The sequence below is a fragment of the Lysinibacillus sp. NPDC092081 genome, assembly GCF_044755845.1.
GTDB lineage: Bacteria > Bacillota > Bacilli > Bacillales_A > Planococcaceae > Lysinibacillus.
Window position 1 is genome coordinate 80,165 of sequence record NZ_JBIVRU010000009.1, and the last position, 15,897, is coordinate 96,061.

At 37.0% G+C, this 15,897-nt stretch carries 16 protein-coding genes and 2 pseudogenes; 11 read left to right on the forward strand and 7 right to left on the reverse strand.

Annotated features, from left to right (window positions below):
- Positions 1-877, forward strand: a pseudogene (locus ACIQLB_RS14545) (collagen-like protein); the annotation flags it as partial.
- Positions 878-1,086: 209 nt separating this feature from the next.
- On the opposite strand, the gene hemY reads toward ACIQLB_RS14545, so the two are convergent.
- The 3 genes from hemY to hemE all read right to left on the reverse strand — a co-directional run bounded on the left by hemY (position 1,087) and on the right by hemE (position 4,664).
- Positions 1,087-2,514 carry a protoporphyrinogen oxidase gene (gene hemY, locus ACIQLB_RS14550; protein ID WP_400727107.1) on the reverse strand — a complete coding sequence of 476 codons (1,428 nt, stop codon included), beginning with the start codon at positions 2,512-2,514 and terminating at the stop codon, positions 1,087-1,089.
- 14 nt (positions 2,515-2,528) lie between these two features.
- Positions 2,529-3,449 (reverse strand): ferrochelatase, encoded by a 921-nt coding sequence (hemH, locus tag ACIQLB_RS14555; protein ID WP_400726937.1) that lies wholly within the window; start codon positions 3,447-3,449, stop codon positions 2,529-2,531.
- 165 nt (positions 3,450-3,614) lie between these two features.
- Complete coding sequence (gene hemE / locus ACIQLB_RS14560; protein WP_400726941.1) at positions 3,615-4,664, reverse strand: uroporphyrinogen decarboxylase; 1,050 nt, start codon at positions 4,662-4,664, stop codon at positions 3,615-3,617.
- 232 nt (positions 4,665-4,896) lie between these two features.
- Here hemE and ACIQLB_RS14565 point away from each other — a divergent pair, with 232 nt between their 5' ends.
- Positions 4,897-5,415: an antibiotic biosynthesis monooxygenase family protein gene (locus ACIQLB_RS14565; protein WP_400726944.1), complete on the forward strand. Its 519-nt coding sequence runs from the start codon at positions 4,897-4,899 to the stop codon at positions 5,413-5,415.
- Between the two features lie 235 nt (positions 5,416-5,650).
- Positions 5,651-6,811: an amidohydrolase gene (locus ACIQLB_RS14570; RefSeq protein ID WP_400726947.1), complete on the forward strand. Its 1,161-nt coding sequence runs from the start codon at positions 5,651-5,653 to the stop codon at positions 6,809-6,811.
- Positions 6,812-6,869: 58 nt separating this feature from the next.
- On the opposite strand, the gene ACIQLB_RS14575 is transcribed toward ACIQLB_RS14570, so the two are convergent.
- Together ACIQLB_RS14575 and ACIQLB_RS14580 are read right to left on the reverse strand one after the other, a co-directional pair.
- A complete protein-coding gene (locus ACIQLB_RS14575; RefSeq protein WP_400726950.1) occupies positions 6,870-8,054 on the reverse strand; it encodes an ABC transporter permease in 1,185 nt (394 codons plus the stop codon).
- Positions 8,038-8,787 carry an ABC transporter ATP-binding protein gene (locus ACIQLB_RS14580; RefSeq protein WP_400726953.1) on the reverse strand — a complete coding sequence of 250 codons (750 nt, stop codon included), beginning with the start codon at positions 8,785-8,787 and terminating at the stop codon, positions 8,038-8,040. The genes ACIQLB_RS14575 and ACIQLB_RS14580 overlap by 17 nt, the downstream gene beginning before the upstream one ends.
- 104 nt (positions 8,788-8,891) lie before the next feature.
- Here ACIQLB_RS14580 and ACIQLB_RS14585 point away from each other — a divergent pair, with 104 nt between their 5' ends.
- The 6 genes from ACIQLB_RS14585 (at position 8,892) to ACIQLB_RS14610 (ending at position 12,234) form a co-directional block, all read left to right on the forward strand.
- The gene (locus tag ACIQLB_RS14585) at positions 8,892-9,308 is read left to right on the forward strand and encodes an HIT family protein (protein WP_400726956.1); all 417 of its coding nucleotides are present in this window, start codon (positions 8,892-8,894) and stop codon (positions 9,306-9,308) included.
- Positions 9,309-9,447: 139 nt separating this feature from the next.
- Positions 9,448-9,978 (forward strand): tryptophan transporter, encoded by a 531-nt coding sequence (locus ACIQLB_RS14590; RefSeq protein ID WP_400726958.1) that lies wholly within the window; start codon positions 9,448-9,450, stop codon positions 9,976-9,978.
- 159 nt (positions 9,979-10,137) lie between these two features.
- Positions 10,138-10,533 (forward strand): YtxH domain-containing protein, encoded by a 396-nt coding sequence (locus ACIQLB_RS14595; RefSeq protein ID WP_400726961.1) that lies wholly within the window; start codon positions 10,138-10,140, stop codon positions 10,531-10,533.
- A 156-nt stretch (positions 10,534-10,689) separates the two neighbouring features.
- Positions 10,690-11,250, forward strand: coding sequence for an HTH-type transcriptional regulator Hpr (locus ACIQLB_RS14600; protein ID WP_400727109.1), 561 nt, complete (start codon positions 10,690-10,692; stop codon positions 11,248-11,250).
- A 182-nt stretch (positions 11,251-11,432) separates the two neighbouring features.
- On the forward strand, positions 11,433-11,978 hold the full coding sequence (locus ACIQLB_RS14605) for a DUF3267 domain-containing protein (protein ID WP_400726964.1): 546 nt from the start codon (positions 11,433-11,435) through the stop codon (positions 11,976-11,978).
- 70 nt (positions 11,979-12,048) lie between these two features.
- Complete coding sequence (locus tag ACIQLB_RS14610) at positions 12,049-12,234, forward strand: hypothetical protein (RefSeq protein WP_049668928.1); 186 nt, start codon at positions 12,049-12,051, stop codon at positions 12,232-12,234.
- Positions 12,235-12,328: 94 nt separating this feature from the next.
- Here the strand turns inward: ACIQLB_RS14610 and ACIQLB_RS14615 are convergent, their stop codons facing one another.
- The gene (locus ACIQLB_RS14615; protein ID WP_082172877.1) at positions 12,329-12,436 is read right to left on the reverse strand and encodes a YjcZ family sporulation protein; all 108 of its coding nucleotides are present in this window, start codon (positions 12,434-12,436) and stop codon (positions 12,329-12,331) included.
- 144 nt (positions 12,437-12,580) lie between these two features.
- Between ACIQLB_RS14615 and ACIQLB_RS14620 the strand changes: the two genes are divergently transcribed.
- Positions 12,581-13,555, forward strand: coding sequence for a peptidylprolyl isomerase (locus ACIQLB_RS14620; protein ID WP_400726968.1), 975 nt, complete (start codon positions 12,581-12,583; stop codon positions 13,553-13,555).
- 197 nt (positions 13,556-13,752) lie between these two features.
- Here the strand turns inward: ACIQLB_RS14620 and ACIQLB_RS14625 are convergent.
- A pseudogene (locus ACIQLB_RS14625) lies at positions 13,753-14,106 on the reverse strand (hypothetical protein); the annotation flags it as partial.
- 758 nt (positions 14,107-14,864) lie between these two features.
- Between ACIQLB_RS14625 and ACIQLB_RS14630 the strand changes: the two are divergent.
- Positions 14,865-15,227: a hypothetical protein gene (locus ACIQLB_RS14630; protein WP_400726971.1), complete on the forward strand. Its 363-nt coding sequence runs from the start codon at positions 14,865-14,867 to the stop codon at positions 15,225-15,227.
- The last annotated feature ends 670 nt before the right edge of the window (positions 15,228-15,897 follow it).

Below are 15,897 nucleotides of genomic sequence, written 5' to 3' on the forward strand. Positions count from 1 at the left end.
ACCTACTGGGGACACTGGACCTACTGGCGTTACCGGAGCTACTGGCATTACTGGAGACACTGGGCCTACTGGCGTTACCGGGGCTACTGGCGCTACTGGCGTTACTGGTTCTACCGGGGACACTGGACCTACTGGCGTTACCGGGCCTACTGGCGCTACTGGGGACACTGGACCTACTGGCGTTACCGGAGCTACTGGCATTACTGGAGACACTGGGCCTACTGGCGTTACCGGGGCTACTGGCGCTACTGGCGCTACTGGCGTTACTGGTTCTACCGGGGACACTGGGCCTACTGGCGCTACTGGCGCTACTGGCGCTACTGGCGCTACTGGCGCTACTGGCGCTACTGGCGCTACTGGCGCTACTGGCGCTACTGGGGCTACTGGCGCTACTGGACCAGCATTTACAGAAGGTTTCTCAGCATTTGCTAATGCTTTATCTGTAAGCGCTTCTACTACAATCACTAACTGGAGTGTTGCAGCTCCATATTTCACAACACCAGCATTCAATCCAACGACCGGAATTTTCACTGTTCCAACGACTGGAAGATATGCTTTTGAAGCTACAATCAACTACTCTACAACTGCAGCAATTACCATAAGCTTAGGTGCTGGTATCAATCCATCATTTGCTATTCGCCAAAACACTACAACAAATTTAATAAGCGGTTTATTCCCTGTATTAAATATAGCTGTAACCCTGTTAACCTTACGTGCTGTCCTTGGTAATGGGACAGTAACATTAGCTGGAGAAGCCGATTTAAATGCAGGTGATGTCATTGATTTATTTTACAATGCTAACGGTTTAACATTAGGACTTACTCTTGGAGGAGCTAACTCCGGCGGTATTGTATGGTCATGTCACCGAATTTCATAGCATTAAGATCTTACTGGGAAAGTGGAAGCTACTTTCCCAGTCTTTAATTTGACATCTAACTTGTACAATTTGTACTTTCCCCTATCAAAGCTCTTTACAAATTTTTTATCACCAAATTCCCTAAAAACTCTAATTGCTAACAAACAATAAAAAGTAGTACAAACATAATTTTTCATGTTTGTACTACTTTTTTAGTAACCATTTATGCCTTACAAATCCGTAAACATTTCCTTTACTATTTCGTCAGCAACATTTTTGCCTTGCTCCACGCACTCAGGTATTGATATTCCTTCGAAGGAACTCCCCGAGAGCTTGACAGTCGGAAAATGTTCACGTAATTCTTGTTTTACACGCTCTACCTTCGCCTCATGTCCTACCGTATACTGTGGCATGGCATTTTTCCAGCGGGAAACGACAGTCATTAACGGTTCTCCATCTACACCAATTGTTTTCATTAAATCCTGCAATACGGTCTTTTCAATTTCTGTATCAGATAACGCTACAATTGCCTCGTCGCCCACTCGACCAATATAACTGCGTAACAGCACGTAATCATCTGGTGTTGTGCCTGGCCACTTTCGATTCATCCACGTGCAAGAGGTTATTGAAAAATCACTATTTCGAGAGACAAAAAATGATAACGCATCTAGATCACCTAACTGGTCTTTTTTAAATGCCATTGTCACAGTAGCAATAGTTGCTGCCTTCATCGTACTCAATTCCGATAATAACTGGTGTTTACTGAACATTTTTCTTGCCACATTAAATGGTGTAGCAATAATAACAGCATCTGCTTTTAATTGTGTAAAATTGTTTAACACAACTTGGACAGTCCCATCCTTACCATGCTCAATTTCCTCAACTTTAACACCCTTCATAACTGTCCCAGGAAGTAGTGATTCTTCAAGTTTTTCGATAAGTGTCTCAAGACCATTATTAAATGTTTGAAAAATCCCCTTATCTTTCGTATTGAGTTTGTTACTTAAAAAATTCGTACCAGACTTTTTCATCCCAATCAGTAGGCTCCGATATTTTTGTTCTAATCCATAGAGCTGTGGGAATGTTGAGCGCATGCTTAACTGCTCAATATCACCAGCAAATGTTCCTGCAAGTAATGGCTCTACTAGATTTTCTACAATTTCAGCACCGAATCTTCTTCTAAAAAACTTCCCTAATGGTTGGTCATCATTCTGTGCAGAGCGAGGAATGAAAAAATCCCCCGCTGCACGAACTTTCCCGCTAAGTGAAAACAAACCTGATGTAATAAATGACGAAACATGTGGTGTTGCCCCAGACAAAAGATTGCTCGGGATTGGATACAATTGACTACCAACGGCAACGTAAGTCGGTCCTGTATTGCTTGTAATCATTTCCTGTTCAATGCCTAAATCCTTTGCCAAAGCATATACATAGTTTTCACGATCAAAAAAAGATTCTGGCCCGCGCTCGATAATTAAGCCATCTTTTCTCAGTGTTTGTATTTTTCCGCCAAGACGTAATGACGACTCGACAAGTACGATATCTAACGGCAATTCTTTTGCGCTTGCTTCTTTTTGCAAATAGAACGCAGCTGTGAGGCCGGTAATACCACCGCCTACAACAACTACCTTTCGTCTTTTCTGAGTCACCAACATCATCACTTTCTTTTCGCTTAGCTTAATTTTTTATGAATGGCATCAACCATTGCATCAATAAATAACGGGTGTGTATTTGGCATTGCTGGACGATAATATTTCGCGCCAAGTTCATCACAAACAACTTTACATTCATAATCGTTGTCATATAAAACTTCTAAATGTTCTGTTACAAAGCCAACTGGTGTATAAACGAATGAACGGAAGCCTTTTTGCTCGTAAAGTTCACGCGTTAAGTCCTGAACATCTGGACCGATCCATGGCTCAGGTGTTTGCCCTGCTGATTGCCAGCCAACTTCTACATTCTTTACACCTGTCGCTTCTTTGATTAGTCGAGCCGTCTCAATTAATTGATCTTCATATGGATCGCCTAGTTCTTTAATTTTCTCTGGAAGTGAATGTGCAGACACGATTAAACATGCTTTTTCACGTTCTTCACCAGACATTGCATTAAACGTTTCATTCACTTTCAATTTCCAATACTCAATGAACTTCGGTTCATCATACCATGATTCTACAGAAGTAATTGTTAAGCGATTTCCAGCTGTTTCTGCTGCACGACCATTATATGATTTAATGGAGAACGTTGAGAAGTGAGGAGCTAACACGATAGAAACCGCTTCTTTAATACCTGCTGCTACCATTCCTTCTACAGCATCTTCAATGAACGGGTGAATATGCTTTAATCCGATAAATAATTTGTATTCCACTTTATCTTGTACTTCATTTAAACGTGCACATAAAGCCTCAGCCTGCGCTTTCGTAGCAGCAGCAAGTGGCGATAAACCACCGATTGCTTCATAACGACTGCGTAAATCTTCTAAATGCTCTTCTGATGGTTTGCGGCCGTGGCGAATATGCGTATAGTAAGGTTCGATGTCTTCTTCTTTATAGGGTGTTCCGTATGCCATAACTAATAAGCCTTTAACTTCTTTCATTAACCTTTTCACCTCTAAATAATAGTTAAATTTATCTTTAATCGTACAGTATGTGACAAAAAGAAGCTGTCCAATTCATTAGGTTGGACAGCACCCTTTCTAGGATGAAATCGAGATATCATCCTAGAAAAGAATATGAGATTTTATATCTTGTTCACTTCTATATTAAGAACGTGCTTGGAGCTGTTGAGCACTATACTCATGAATAAGAGCTGTTAAACGTTTTAACACTTCTGGATCTACCTCTGGGAATACACCATGACCTAAGTTAAAGATATGTCCTGGCATTTCTAAGCCTTGATCGATAATATCCTTCGTGCGTTTTTCAATAATTGACCAATCTGCAAGTAATAGTGATGGATCTAAATTACCTTGTACTGGTTTAGTTATACCGTTTGCACGTGCTTCTTTAATTGGTAAACGCCAATCTAAGCCAACAACATCAATCGGTAAATCATTCCACTCTTTCGCTAAATGACTTGCACCGACGCCAAACTGAATAAGTGGCACATTTTCTTTTCTCAGCTCAGCAAAAATACGTGTCATAATCGGTTTAATGAAAACACGATAGTCTTCAACATTTAAAGCACCAACCCAAGAGTCAAATATTTGGATAGCTTTTGCTCCCGCTTCGACTTGGGCAGATACATCAGAAATAATCATGTCAGCTAATTTGTCCATTAAGGCAAACCAAGCTTGAGGCTCTGATACCATAAATGACTTTGTTTTATTATAGTTTCTTGAAGGACCACCTTCAATCATATAGCTTGCGAGAGTGAATGGCGCACCTGCAAAACAGATTAGAGGTACATTTAGTTGTTCCGCTGTTAACATTTTTATCGTTTCTAGAACGTACGGTGTATGTTCTTTCGCATTGAATTCGCCTAGTTTTTCTATATCAGCGACTGAGCGAATAGGATTCGAAATTACAGGACCTACGCCTGCTTTGATTTTTACATCTACCCCAATACCAGGGAGTGGAGTTACTATATCTTTGTATAAAATTGCCGCATCAACATTGTAATTTTCTACTGGTAATCGCGTTACATATGCACAAAGCTCAGGTTGAAGTGTAATTTCCTCTAAAGAATACTTTTCTTTAATCGCACGATATTCAGGCTGAGAGCGTCCTGCTTGTCGCATATACCATACTGGTGTATGTTCCGTTCTTTCTCCTCGTGCAGCACGTAGAAGTGTATCATTAAAAGTTGTCATGAATAGTTCCTTCCCCTCAATAAAATTCATATCGTAAATTTCTCTTGTTTATTCCGTTATTGTTGATATCCGTTTTCAATAGTAAACGCTTCCTCTGTTATTGTATAGTTTTCATAGGGAAATGTCATAAAATTGTTCTTTCTAAGGGATTTCTTTTTGACAAAGCTTTAGACTTCCACTTAAATGGAGATAATCACGCTATATTACGAAAATTCATAAGGAGGTCAATTTTATGTATATTTATTTAACTTCTGGTACAGGTGATTTTTTAGAACAGCTAAAGAATAAATATCAAAACGAGGTAATGATTTTAATACACGGAGAAGGAAACTCTGTGCTTATACATGAGACCGAAGGAAAATCTGCCTTTGCCACACCACGTAAGTTTGAAGTGCTAGATTCAGTAAATGATTTAGAAGAACGTGGCTTCTTTGTATTCAACAATATTCCCGTTACAGATGAAGGTCGACCAGTATTTGAACATCGCTTTTTAAATCGAGCACGTGCTATTGAAGATGAACCAGGCTTCGTAGCATTCCGACTACTTCGTCCATTAAATAGTGAAACATACATCGTCATGACACAATGGAATGGTCCTCATTCGTTCGAAGTATGGAAGAGCTCAAAGGCCTTTGCATCAGCACATGCCGAACGTAAAGAACCAACAGGTGTGAACCAGCAAAACATTTTCTCAGCAGCTTCCTATGTCACAACCTATAGTGCTGCTCCAAAAGAAGAAAACGAAGATTAGTTAGGGCGGGCAAGGATTCACTGCTTTCCGCGGGTATTCGCTGCCCTTCCGCGAGTATCCCCCCGGGTACGCGGATCCCAATGCTCTTCCGGAGGGCATTTTCCGGAACGCGCGGAATTCATTACTCTTGCCAAGAATATTCTTTTATAAGTAGTGCTGACCCTGTTTATCCAGTTAGCGAAACTATTATGCTCCTAATAAAAATCTAGGATAATCTGTTTAAGGAGGTTTTACTGTGAACCAACGTCTACTTGAAAAGATTGATGCCCATTTTGATGAAATGGTGGCGACTCGTCGTCATCTACATATGCATCCGGAGCTGAGCTTTCAGGAGCAAGAAACTACTAACTATATTATTCAATTTTATGAAAATCTGGGCGTACCGCTTGAAGCGAATGTCAGTGGCTACGGTTTAATTGCGCGCATTAAAGGAAGCAAGCCTGGCAAAACGATTGCCTTACGAGCAGACTTTGATGCACTGCCTATACAAGATGAAAAAGACGTACCATACAAATCAACTGTGTCTGGCGTTATGCATGCTTGCGGGCATGATGGTCATACAGCTACTTTGTTAATTATCGGTAAGCTATTGTGGGAAATGCGCGATGAATTAGCAGGGGAATATGTACTAATTCATCAGCATGCTGAAGAAGTCGATCCAGGTGGAGCAATTGGGATGGTACAGGCTGGAGCTTTGAATGGCGTTGATGCTATTTTTGGTACACATCTATCTTCCAACCATCCGACAGGCATGATTGGCTACCGCGTAGGGCCGATGATGGCCGCTGTTGATAGTTTTGAAATGAAAATCCAAGGTCAGGGTGGGCACGGTGCTCATCCGCATCAAACAAAGGATGCAATCGTTATTGGCTCTCAGCTCGTTATGAATTTACAACAACTTGTCGCACGCCGTGTTGATCCAATCGAATCGGCTGTTTTATCAGTTGGTTCATTCGTAGCATCTAATGCTGACAATATTATTGCCGATACAGCCTATTTAAATGGCACAATTCGAACATTTGATAAGGATGTTCGTGAAGCGATGGAGCGTGAGTTTAAACGGGTTATCCAAGGTACAGAAATTGCACATGATTGTACAATTGAGCTTGATTATCGTCGTGGCTACCCTGCAGTTGTCAATCATGAGAAGGAAACACTATTTGTGCGTAATATCGCACAGGATATTTGTGATGTTGCTGAGGTTGAAGCTACTATGGGGGCTGAAGATTTCTCTTACTACTTAGAAGAAAAGCCAGGTACATTCTTCTTTACTGGAGCCGAACCAGCTGAATATGCACCACATCATCATCCAAAATTCGATATAGATGAAAAAGGCATGCTCATTGCTGCAAAGGTATTATTAACAGCAGCACTAGACTATCAATTTGTTGAATAAAAAATAAAGCTCATTTCTCCAATTCTTTTATTGGAAAAATGAGCTTTTGATTTCATTATCAAGATTTTGAGACCTTAGCAGTCAATTCACTTACAACCAGTACGATGATAAAGGTTACATAGAACATTGGCTGTGTGATACCACATAGACTAACTATAATAGCTTGAGTGATCATCGCAAGACGCACAATTTGATTGACCGCTACCTTGCGTGCTTCATCAGGTAAAGGATACAGCATGTCCATACGGAATTCACCACTTGATAATAAAGCCTGCTTTAATTGAATGGTTGTCGCAAAGCTTAATGCACCTGCAACAATCCATGTAACGACTGGGATATCTACAAAGGCAGCAATAACAGCTGAAATCACTGTTAATCGGAGCCATAAATAAAAATGATCATCTGTTCGGACGAATGTACGGAACACCAAGTACTTTTGAGCTTTGTCCTTTTTGTATGGCACAAATTTGTAGAGCCAGTCAAGCCAACCACGACGACGGATGCTACCACGTAAATGCGGAACGTCTGTAAAATAATTAGCAAATCGATAGAAGCTCATCATACGATTTTGTTCCAGTTTCACAAAATGCTCGTAAGGGACAGGCTCACCTGCACATTTTTTTCTAAATATTACAATATACACACATCCAATTGCAGCAGCAACAATCGCTAAAATAAGCTGCATATGAAGCCCCATGTACACAGCAACACTAAAGATAACAGCTCGAATTAGCTTGTCCACCCAGATCATTTGACCACGTTCACTATAACGATAGCTAAATTCACCCTGAACGCTCAAATACTTCAATATAATAATAAGTAAAAACACTGACCAAATTTCAAATGTTGTTAATTCAGTAACAGCCTTTAGTAAAGGGATGCTAACGATATAAACAATTGCCACAATCCAAACTTGTGACCAAAACGTCCACGCTAACGCCTTTTTAAAATACTGTGACATTTTTGATTCTAAAGGTAATAAATACACTTGGTCTGGCTCTCTCAAAAGTGAAGTTGGGCGACTAAATGCAAGTAAAATCCCCACAAACACTGCGATTAATACTTCTGCTGGAAAATCAGGCTGTACAATTTTCAGCCATTCACTATATTGATAGCCCCCTGCTCCGATAAGAAATACTAGTACAATCGCTAGATGCCCTGTAAAAATAAATCGCATATATTTTTGTACTTCACCTATATAGTGCATGAAGCGAGAGGACCATACATCACGCAAGTTCTTCATGGTCGTGCTCCTTTGTCATTGCAATATATAAATCATCCAATGTCGCATGTGGCATCGCAAATGCGTTGCGTAAATCCTCCATTGTTCCTTGTGCTCGCACACGTCCTTCATGCAATAAAATGATGCGGTCACAATGCTTTTCAGCGGTCGATAAAATGTGCGTAGACATTAATATAGAAGCGCCCTCTTTTTTCTTTTCATCCATCTGATCAAGCAATGATTGAATTCCAAGTGGATCGAGCCCCACAAAAGGTTCATCAATAATGTAAAGACTTGGGTTGACTAAAAAGGCACACATAATCATAACCTTTTGACGCATTCCCTTAGAGAAATGCGAAGGGAACCAATTAAGTCGCTTTTCCATTCGAAATTCCTTTAATAATATTTGTGAACGAGCTGCAAGTGTTGCTTCATCTAGGCCGTAAGCCATCGCTGTTAATTCTAAATGTTCACGTAATGTTAGCTCATCGTATAATACAGGTGTTTCAGGAATATAGGAAAATGCTGTACGATACTTGTCCGTATTTTCCTTTAATGTCACACCATTTAAACGAATGTCTCCTTCTTTTGGAAGCATTGTTCCGATAATATGCTTAATCGTTGTACTTTTACCAGCTCCATTTAAGCCGATTAAGCCTACAAGCTCCCCTTTTTCAATCGTAAATGATAAATCTTTAATAACAGGCTTTCTTGTATAACCACCTGTCACATGTTGTACCTCTAATACCGCCATGCCCTCACTCCTCTTCTCGTTTATATTTTATCAAAAATTAGCAAATGATACAGTTATGAGTATGATAGAATGTACTTACATATAAAATAAGGAGGAATTTTCGAATGAGCGATTGCCTATTTTGCAAAATCATTGATGGATCAATTCCAAGTACAAAAATTTATGAAGACGAACATGTCTTTGCATTCACTGACATTTCACCTGTAGCAAAGGGGCATACCCTATTAATTCCAAAACATCACTGTAAGGATCTATTCGAAATGCCTGAGGATGTGGCTCGTAATTTATATGCAGTAGCTCCAAAAATCGCGAATGCTTTAAAAGCTGCTTTTAATCCAATTGGACTGAATACAATTAATAATAATGGTGCTGCAGCTGGACAAACTGTTTTCCACTATCACTTACATTTTATTCCTCGTTACGATGAAAAAGAAGGCTTGGGCTTAATTTGGCAAACACAAAAATATACACCAGAGCAATTAACTGAAGTTGCGGAAAGCATTAAAGCTAACCTTAAATGATGTTTTGACCACCTGAATTGTCAGAATTGTCTATTGCAATTTTCATATTTATAGCGTACAATCACAAATAAGTTTCGCTAACGGTCATGAGGACACGTTAGGAGACGAAAAGATTAGCATAGTCGAGGAGAGATTAGAAATGAATACAAAGAATTTAGTATTAATGGCCCTTTTAGTTGGTGTTGGCGCTACCCTTTATGTAGTCACACCAGGGATGGTAAACGGCATGAAGCCAGATTTCATGCTAACAATGATGTTTATAGGCATTTTATTGTTCCCTACTGTTAAAGAAACGTTCTTACTTTCTTTAGCAACCGGTGTACTTTCAGGATTATTTACAACGTTCCCAGCTGGTCTTGTTCCAAATATTATCGATAAAGCAGTAACAGGCTTTGTATTTTTAGCTGTATTAATTGTGCTAAAAAAATTGACAAGCAATTTTATAGTTTCTACTGGCTTAGTTGGTTTAGGAACAATTTTATCTGGAACTGTCTTTTTAGCAGTGGCACTTTTTGTATTCAATGCAAATGTTGGTGCAACATTCGCTGTTCTGTTTGTAGGCGTTGTATTACCTGCTGTAGTATTTAATGTTATTGCTTTTGCAATTATTTATCCGATAGTTGCAAAATTAGTGAAGCGTTCTAAATTCCAAACAGCTATATCAATTTAATAAACGGTGCATAAATCTAGAACATGCACGTTCATCTACAAAGGAAACTAAACCGTGATTCAAAATCACTCGTTTAGTTTCCTTTTTCTTTTGGTATTTGTGCATTTCATGGTTTAATAGTAGGTAATACATGATAATTACAGAAATGAGGTATTCGATATGAAAACAAAACCATTTTTATTTGGACTGACAGCTGGGATCGTAGGCGGTACAATCGCTGTACTTTTTTCAACTCCTCAATCAGGACAACAATTACGTGCCAATTTGCGATCAAATGCTGAAAGCACAAAGGACAAACTATTAGATGTAAAGCAGCAAGTAGGCACAGTTAAACAATCCGTTAATTCACTTACAAATGAAATAAAAAATAATATACCACTAATAATAAATGATTTAAAAGAAACTATTACTACATTCACTGAAGAAATCGAGCCGTCAAAAAACAACTTACAACAAGAAATAGAAGCATTACAGAATTCAATAAACGAAATCGAGAAAAACGTTGCACAATTTACAGAAAATAAGAAAAAACCGCAAGAAAAAATTAGCGACTAAAGTCCTTATTCACTAACAAAAAATCTATATTTTTATTAAATTTAATCTCGATAATATTATTTTTTAGCCACTTTTCAATTTTTTAATTTTTCTAACTTTAAACTTTTTTCCTTTATTGCTATAATATTTTTAAAATGTTAAAGAAAGCAGTAGGTGATGGCTTTGTCAGAGGACTTATACACTCAAAAAGAAGCGATGCTTTATAGTCAAAGAATTGCGCAATTATCAAAAGCCTTATGGAAAGCAGTTGAAAAAGATTGGCAGCAATGGATTAAACCCTACGATTTAAATATTAATGAACATCATATTTTATGGATTTCGTATCATTTAAAAGGGGCTTCCATTTCTGATGTGGCAAAATTCGGGGTTATGCACGTTTCCACAGCATTTAATTTTTCAAAGAAATTAGAAGAGCGTGGATTCCTGAAGTTTTCAAAGCGAGATGACGACAAGCGTAATACGTACGTTGAGTTAACAGAAGCAGGTACAGAACTTATTGTAGAAATGAATAGTAATTATCATAATACGTATCATTCTGTGCTAGAAGGATCACTAGCCTTAAAAGACCTATACGGTCGCTTCCCAGAATTTTTAGATGTTATGGCTGTTATTCGCAATATTTATGGAGAGGACTTCATCGACATTTTCGAGCGTTCCTTCCAGCACTTCCGTGATTCCTTTGACACGATAGAAGAACGTCCAACTGTAAAAGGATGAAAGTGAAACTATTTGGCTTTTACAGTTGTTCGTAAACTATAACTTAATGGCCGTAGTAACTTATAAAATCATGCTAAAAGAGGTACTTCAGAAAATTTTTCTGAGATACCTCCTTTTTCTTGCATTCTAACATAAATCAATTTACATTAAATAGGACCATTCATATTACGGAGTTGATAATCATGCATTGTTGGAAAATATTAAATCTTGAACATCATTACGGAACAACGCGTATTATGATCATGTCTATATTTGTTTTTTTTACTGTATTTTCTCTTTCCTATGTGACATTTAATTTATTTAATGACGAGCACTATACAGATCAGTTGTTTTGGCTATTTGTTATTGCTATATTTGCAATCTATCCAATCCATAAATGCTTACACTTTCTAGCATTGTATGATTTACGTCAACATTTAAAATTGCGTGTGCGTACTCAATTTTATGTTATTCCAGTTCTACACATGCGTATCCGTGAACCTTTATCGAAAAATCGTTATATTTTAGCTTTACTCACACCATTTATTGTTTTAAATACAAGCATTTTATTAGGTACACTGCTATTCCCTGCGTATACACATTATGGCACATTACTTTTAGCTTACCATTGTAGTCTTTGTGTCATTGATATTCTATATGTGAAATATTTATTGAATTCACCTAAAGACTCCCAGATTGAGGAGACGCCTAAAGGCTATGAAATTTTAGTGCCGCCTACTGTTCACTAAATTGCTTGTACTTGTGTTTTATTGACGTTTTTTGTTATGCTATTAATACTGAAAGAGGGGAGGAATAGACTTGCTATTAATGATTGTAGTTCTATTCTCGGTATTCTATTTATTTCAAATAAACCGCATGACTTATGCGCTGTGCATGCGACGTGAAATTCCCGAAGAAAAGCAACCAAAAGTATTCCGAACTATAAATATACTTATTACAATATTACTTGTCTCATTTTATATTGAAGTTTTATATGCAGTATAGTTAAAAAGAATAGGTGCATCCGCGCTTGTGCGGATGCCTACATTGTAAAAAAAGCTAAGGACTTAACCCCTTAGCTTTTCGTCATTTTTATTAATTAGTATAGGAACGCTGCACCAACGATAATTAATAAAATAAATAACACAACTAATAAAGCAAAGCCTGAGCCGTAGCCACCGCCACCACCATATCCTCCGCTGCTCATAACTTCACCCCCTTTCTTTTCTATATCCTATGCGCTTGAAAATCTGAAATATAGGCTATACTCAAGGGGGAACCATTTTGTTTTTAAATCGTTTATGTTATAGTAAAAAATGGACGAAACCATTGTAAGGAGAGAATATCCACTATGAAAAAGACAGTTTTATCTTTAACATTAGCTGCTTCGGTATTAGCGCTTGGTGCTTGTAGCGGAGGGGACAACAAAACGATTGCAACTTCAAAAGCGGGCGACATTACAGTTGCTGACTTTAACAAAACATCAAAATCTTTAGCAGGTTCTAAGATACTTGAACAAATGTTGACTGAAAAAGTATTAGCAGACAAATATAAAGTATCAGATAAAGAAATCAAGGAAGCATATGACGCAACTGCTTCACAATTCGGTGATAACTTTGCTCAAGCACTTGCTGAGAACGGCTTAACTGAGGAAGGCTATAAAGATGCTTTACGTGTTCAGCTTCTTTCTGAAAAAGCTTTAAAAGATAAAGCTTTTAAAGAAGCAGATGTAAAAAAACATTATGAGCAAATGAAAACTGAGTTAAATACTCGTCATATTTTAGTAGCAGATGAGAAAACAGCTAAAGAAGTTATTGCCAAAATTAAAGGCGGCGCTAAATTTGCAGATGTAGCAAAAGAATACTCAACTGATACTGGCTCTGCTCAAAAAGGTGGAGAGCTTGGTTGGTTCTCTGTTGGTGCAATGGTAGAAGAATTTAATGATGCTGCTTATGCCCTTCCTGTAAAAACATTAAGTGAACCAGTTAAAACAAGCTTTGGTTACCACGTTATTGAAGTTACGGACAAGCGTGATGTAAAAGGTGTTGGCTCATTCAAAGACGAAGAAACAAACATCCGTGCACAAATGCTACAAAAATTAGTGCAGACAGGTCAAGATCAACAAGTTATTAAAGATATCGTTGCAAAATTGGCTAAAGATGCAGATGTAAAAACATCTGATAAAGAATTAGAACCGGCTATCAAGGCCCTTACAACAACAAGTGAAGAGCAAGCTAAAGCTGCAGAAGAAGCAGCTAAAAAAGCTGAAGAAAAAGCTAATAAAGAAAGTAAAGACGACAACGCTAAAGATACTGACAAAAAATAATCTAACTAGTTGTTATTTTACTATATGAAAAAGGGTTACGCTTATACAGGCGTAACCCTTTTTATACTATCACTTTGAAATAAAATTGATCAAAAGTATCTTACAAACAAGTTTGTAATGTAAATCAATCCTCTTTCTTTTTAAATGCTATTTCATTTTTTGATTTAAGCGATAAAGCTTACATCTTTTCACATTTACTAAATAGTCGGCTTATAAAACGATCGATTATCAAGCGGGAATAGTCGCTCAGTAAATTCACCTGGCGCAGTTTTGCCTAATGCTCGTGTTAGCATATTCATCTTTGCATCAATATTATCAATATAAAAATCAGCAATTGCTTTTCCTAGTCTCAACACGGACACCAGATGATCTAGTAGACCCAGCGCATAATCATGATGGTTTTTCTTAGCAGCTGGATAGACTAAAATAGCATCCTAATGTTTCTTAATAGCTGTACGTGTAATTCGTGATATATTCGGATTTTTAATATCAAAGAAAAATTGCGTCAATTCTTCATGTAATGCTTCTTTTGAATTGGCTGAGGAAGAGACAAAAGCTAAAGAGGCTGAGAAGGAAGAAGACAAAGGTACAAAAAAAATAAACTGTCTCCCATATGTTTTTTTCAAGCCAACTTATATAATGCAAAAGCGTTGAAAAGCTAGATGGATGCGACAGTAGGCATTACACCCTTTAGGATAGTAATAAAGGTGCTTGTATACATTCATTCACTTCTTGATGTTTACCTGGAATAATCCATTTTTTTGAAAATAATACATAACTTCTTTTGGGTTCGCTACTTGAAATAAAGGAATTTTTGGCTGTGATTTGAAGAAGAAGATCCCCTGAATACAACAGACGTTAAAATAACCTTTAAGTTAAAAGAGTCTTCGTAATTTGTAGACAGACTAGGATGAATATTGCCTACTACACCATGATACTGATAATGCAAACTACAATCAAATTATTGGTAGACCCTTTCTTTGTCTTCCAAATAAGTAATAACTTCTTAATTTAAAGTCCCACATTTTAGATGCAGATACAATAGACACTTTCTACTCTTATCTAGCTGTGAATAATATAAACAATAGTGTCAACTGCAATAAATTTAATATCATGGTCAACAATGGAGCTGAACGTGTCGTTTAACTTAGATAAAAATAACACCCAAAACCATTTAAGTTAATTAATGTTAAATATTATTTGATTTTCCATTTCAAATTATGGTAATATAAAAATAACTCGAGGGAAAGATACATATGCTATAGCATTATATACAAATTATTAAGTGAAAAAAGAGGGATTTTTTACTATGAAAATATCAAAAATATTTGCTGGTTTAGTTGTTTGTGGAGCTCTATTTTTTCCAGGAGCAGTAAACTCTTCAGCAAAAGAAATTAATGCTTCTGCTTCTCCAGAAGCATTAAATTATTTTGCAAAAGAAAAAACAGAATCATTAACTATCAGTGCGTTTGCACAAGATAAGCCGTATAGAGATTACGGTAATTTCTTCGATGAATATCATGGACCAGTATTTAAGTATACTTTCACAATTGATCGAGATCCACCTTACGCGCAAGCTATTTACTCGGGTAATCTACTCTATAATAAAGAAAAAGTCAGAGACGATAAATATTGGTATGAAGGAAGAACTTATTTGCAAAACCCACTATAATAGTTCTTTGTCAAATATAGAGGTGTTTCTTCCCTCTATTTTGTAAAAATTTATTTTTTATTGATGAGTGCTTTAAATATAAAGCACTCTCTTTTTTTAGTTTCATACCCCATCACTTCCTTTTATTTCATATAAATTATTTTTATAACCTTAGTTTATTTTTCAATACTCCCAAATTCTAAAAAACAATGTAACCATTCAATACTTATTATGAATAAATGTAAATTTTAGATTTTATCAGATACAACTCTTTTCAATAACATAGGATAAATCCCATTTGTACTTACTGTTTTCCTTTTACGAAAAAACACAAAGACATCCAAATAGAGTTACTAATATCCATTCTTCACTATTTCTCTTATTTGTTTGGCAAAAATTTGTCCACTTTTGATTGATCAAGTTAAATGATAATATACTTGAATAAAATTATTTTAAAGTAAGGTTGTCATTTTTTGTCCTGTTTAAAATCAGTCTATACGTGAATTTGCTTTCCCAAATCAAGTAATCCTTTGAAGGAACTAAATCGGAACCTGATACCTATTCTTCAATTTAATAGCAGTGATTTTATTGATAGCATCTAATGTGACAGTAAAAAAATATTTATGGATGATTAAATTCTGAAGAGTCGGTATAAGACATCTCATCGCGCAGAGGAAGGTAGAATTTCAGC

What these genes read in the sequence shown, in the direction of transcription:
- hemY (WP_400727107.1), bottom strand. Translation starts at nt 2,514, where the DNA reads ATGATGTTGGTGACTCAGAAAAGACGAAAGGTAGTTGTTGTAGGCGGT.
- hemH (WP_400726937.1), bottom strand. Translation starts at nt 3,449, where the DNA reads ATGAAAGAAGTTAAAGGCTTATTAGTTATGGCATACGGAACACCCTAT.
- hemE (WP_400726941.1), bottom strand. Translation starts at nt 4,664, where the DNA reads ATGACAACTTTTAATGATACACTTCTACGTGCTGCACGAGGAGAAAGA.
- ACIQLB_RS14565 (WP_400726944.1), top strand. Translation starts at nt 4,897, where the DNA reads ATGTATATTTATTTAACTTCTGGTACAGGTGATTTTTTAGAACAGCTA.
- ACIQLB_RS14575 (WP_400726950.1), bottom strand. Translation starts at nt 8,054, where the DNA reads ATGAAGAACTTGCGTGATGTATGGTCCTCTCGCTTCATGCACTATATA.
- ACIQLB_RS14580 (WP_400726953.1), bottom strand. Translation starts at nt 8,787, where the DNA reads ATGGCGGTATTAGAGGTACAACATGTGACAGGTGGTTATACAAGAAAG.
- ACIQLB_RS14585 (WP_400726956.1), top strand. Translation starts at nt 8,892, where the DNA reads ATGAGCGATTGCCTATTTTGCAAAATCATTGATGGATCAATTCCAAGT.
- ACIQLB_RS14590 (WP_400726958.1), top strand. Translation starts at nt 9,448, where the DNA reads ATGAATACAAAGAATTTAGTATTAATGGCCCTTTTAGTTGGTGTTGGC.
- ACIQLB_RS14595 (WP_400726961.1), top strand. Translation starts at nt 10,138, where the DNA reads ATGAAAACAAAACCATTTTTATTTGGACTGACAGCTGGGATCGTAGGC.
- ACIQLB_RS14600 (WP_400727109.1), top strand. Translation starts at nt 10,690, where the DNA reads ATGGCTTTGTCAGAGGACTTATACACTCAAAAAGAAGCGATGCTTTAT.
- ACIQLB_RS14605 (WP_400726964.1), top strand. Translation starts at nt 11,433, where the DNA reads ATGCATTGTTGGAAAATATTAAATCTTGAACATCATTACGGAACAACG.
- ACIQLB_RS14615 (WP_082172877.1), bottom strand. Translation starts at nt 12,436, where the DNA reads ATGAGCAGCGGAGGATATGGTGGTGGCGGTGGCTACGGCTCAGGCTTT.
- ACIQLB_RS14620 (WP_400726968.1), top strand. Translation starts at nt 12,581, where the DNA reads ATGAAAAAGACAGTTTTATCTTTAACATTAGCTGCTTCGGTATTAGCG.
- ACIQLB_RS14630 (WP_400726971.1), top strand. Translation starts at nt 14,865, where the DNA reads ATGAAAATATCAAAAATATTTGCTGGTTTAGTTGTTTGTGGAGCTCTA.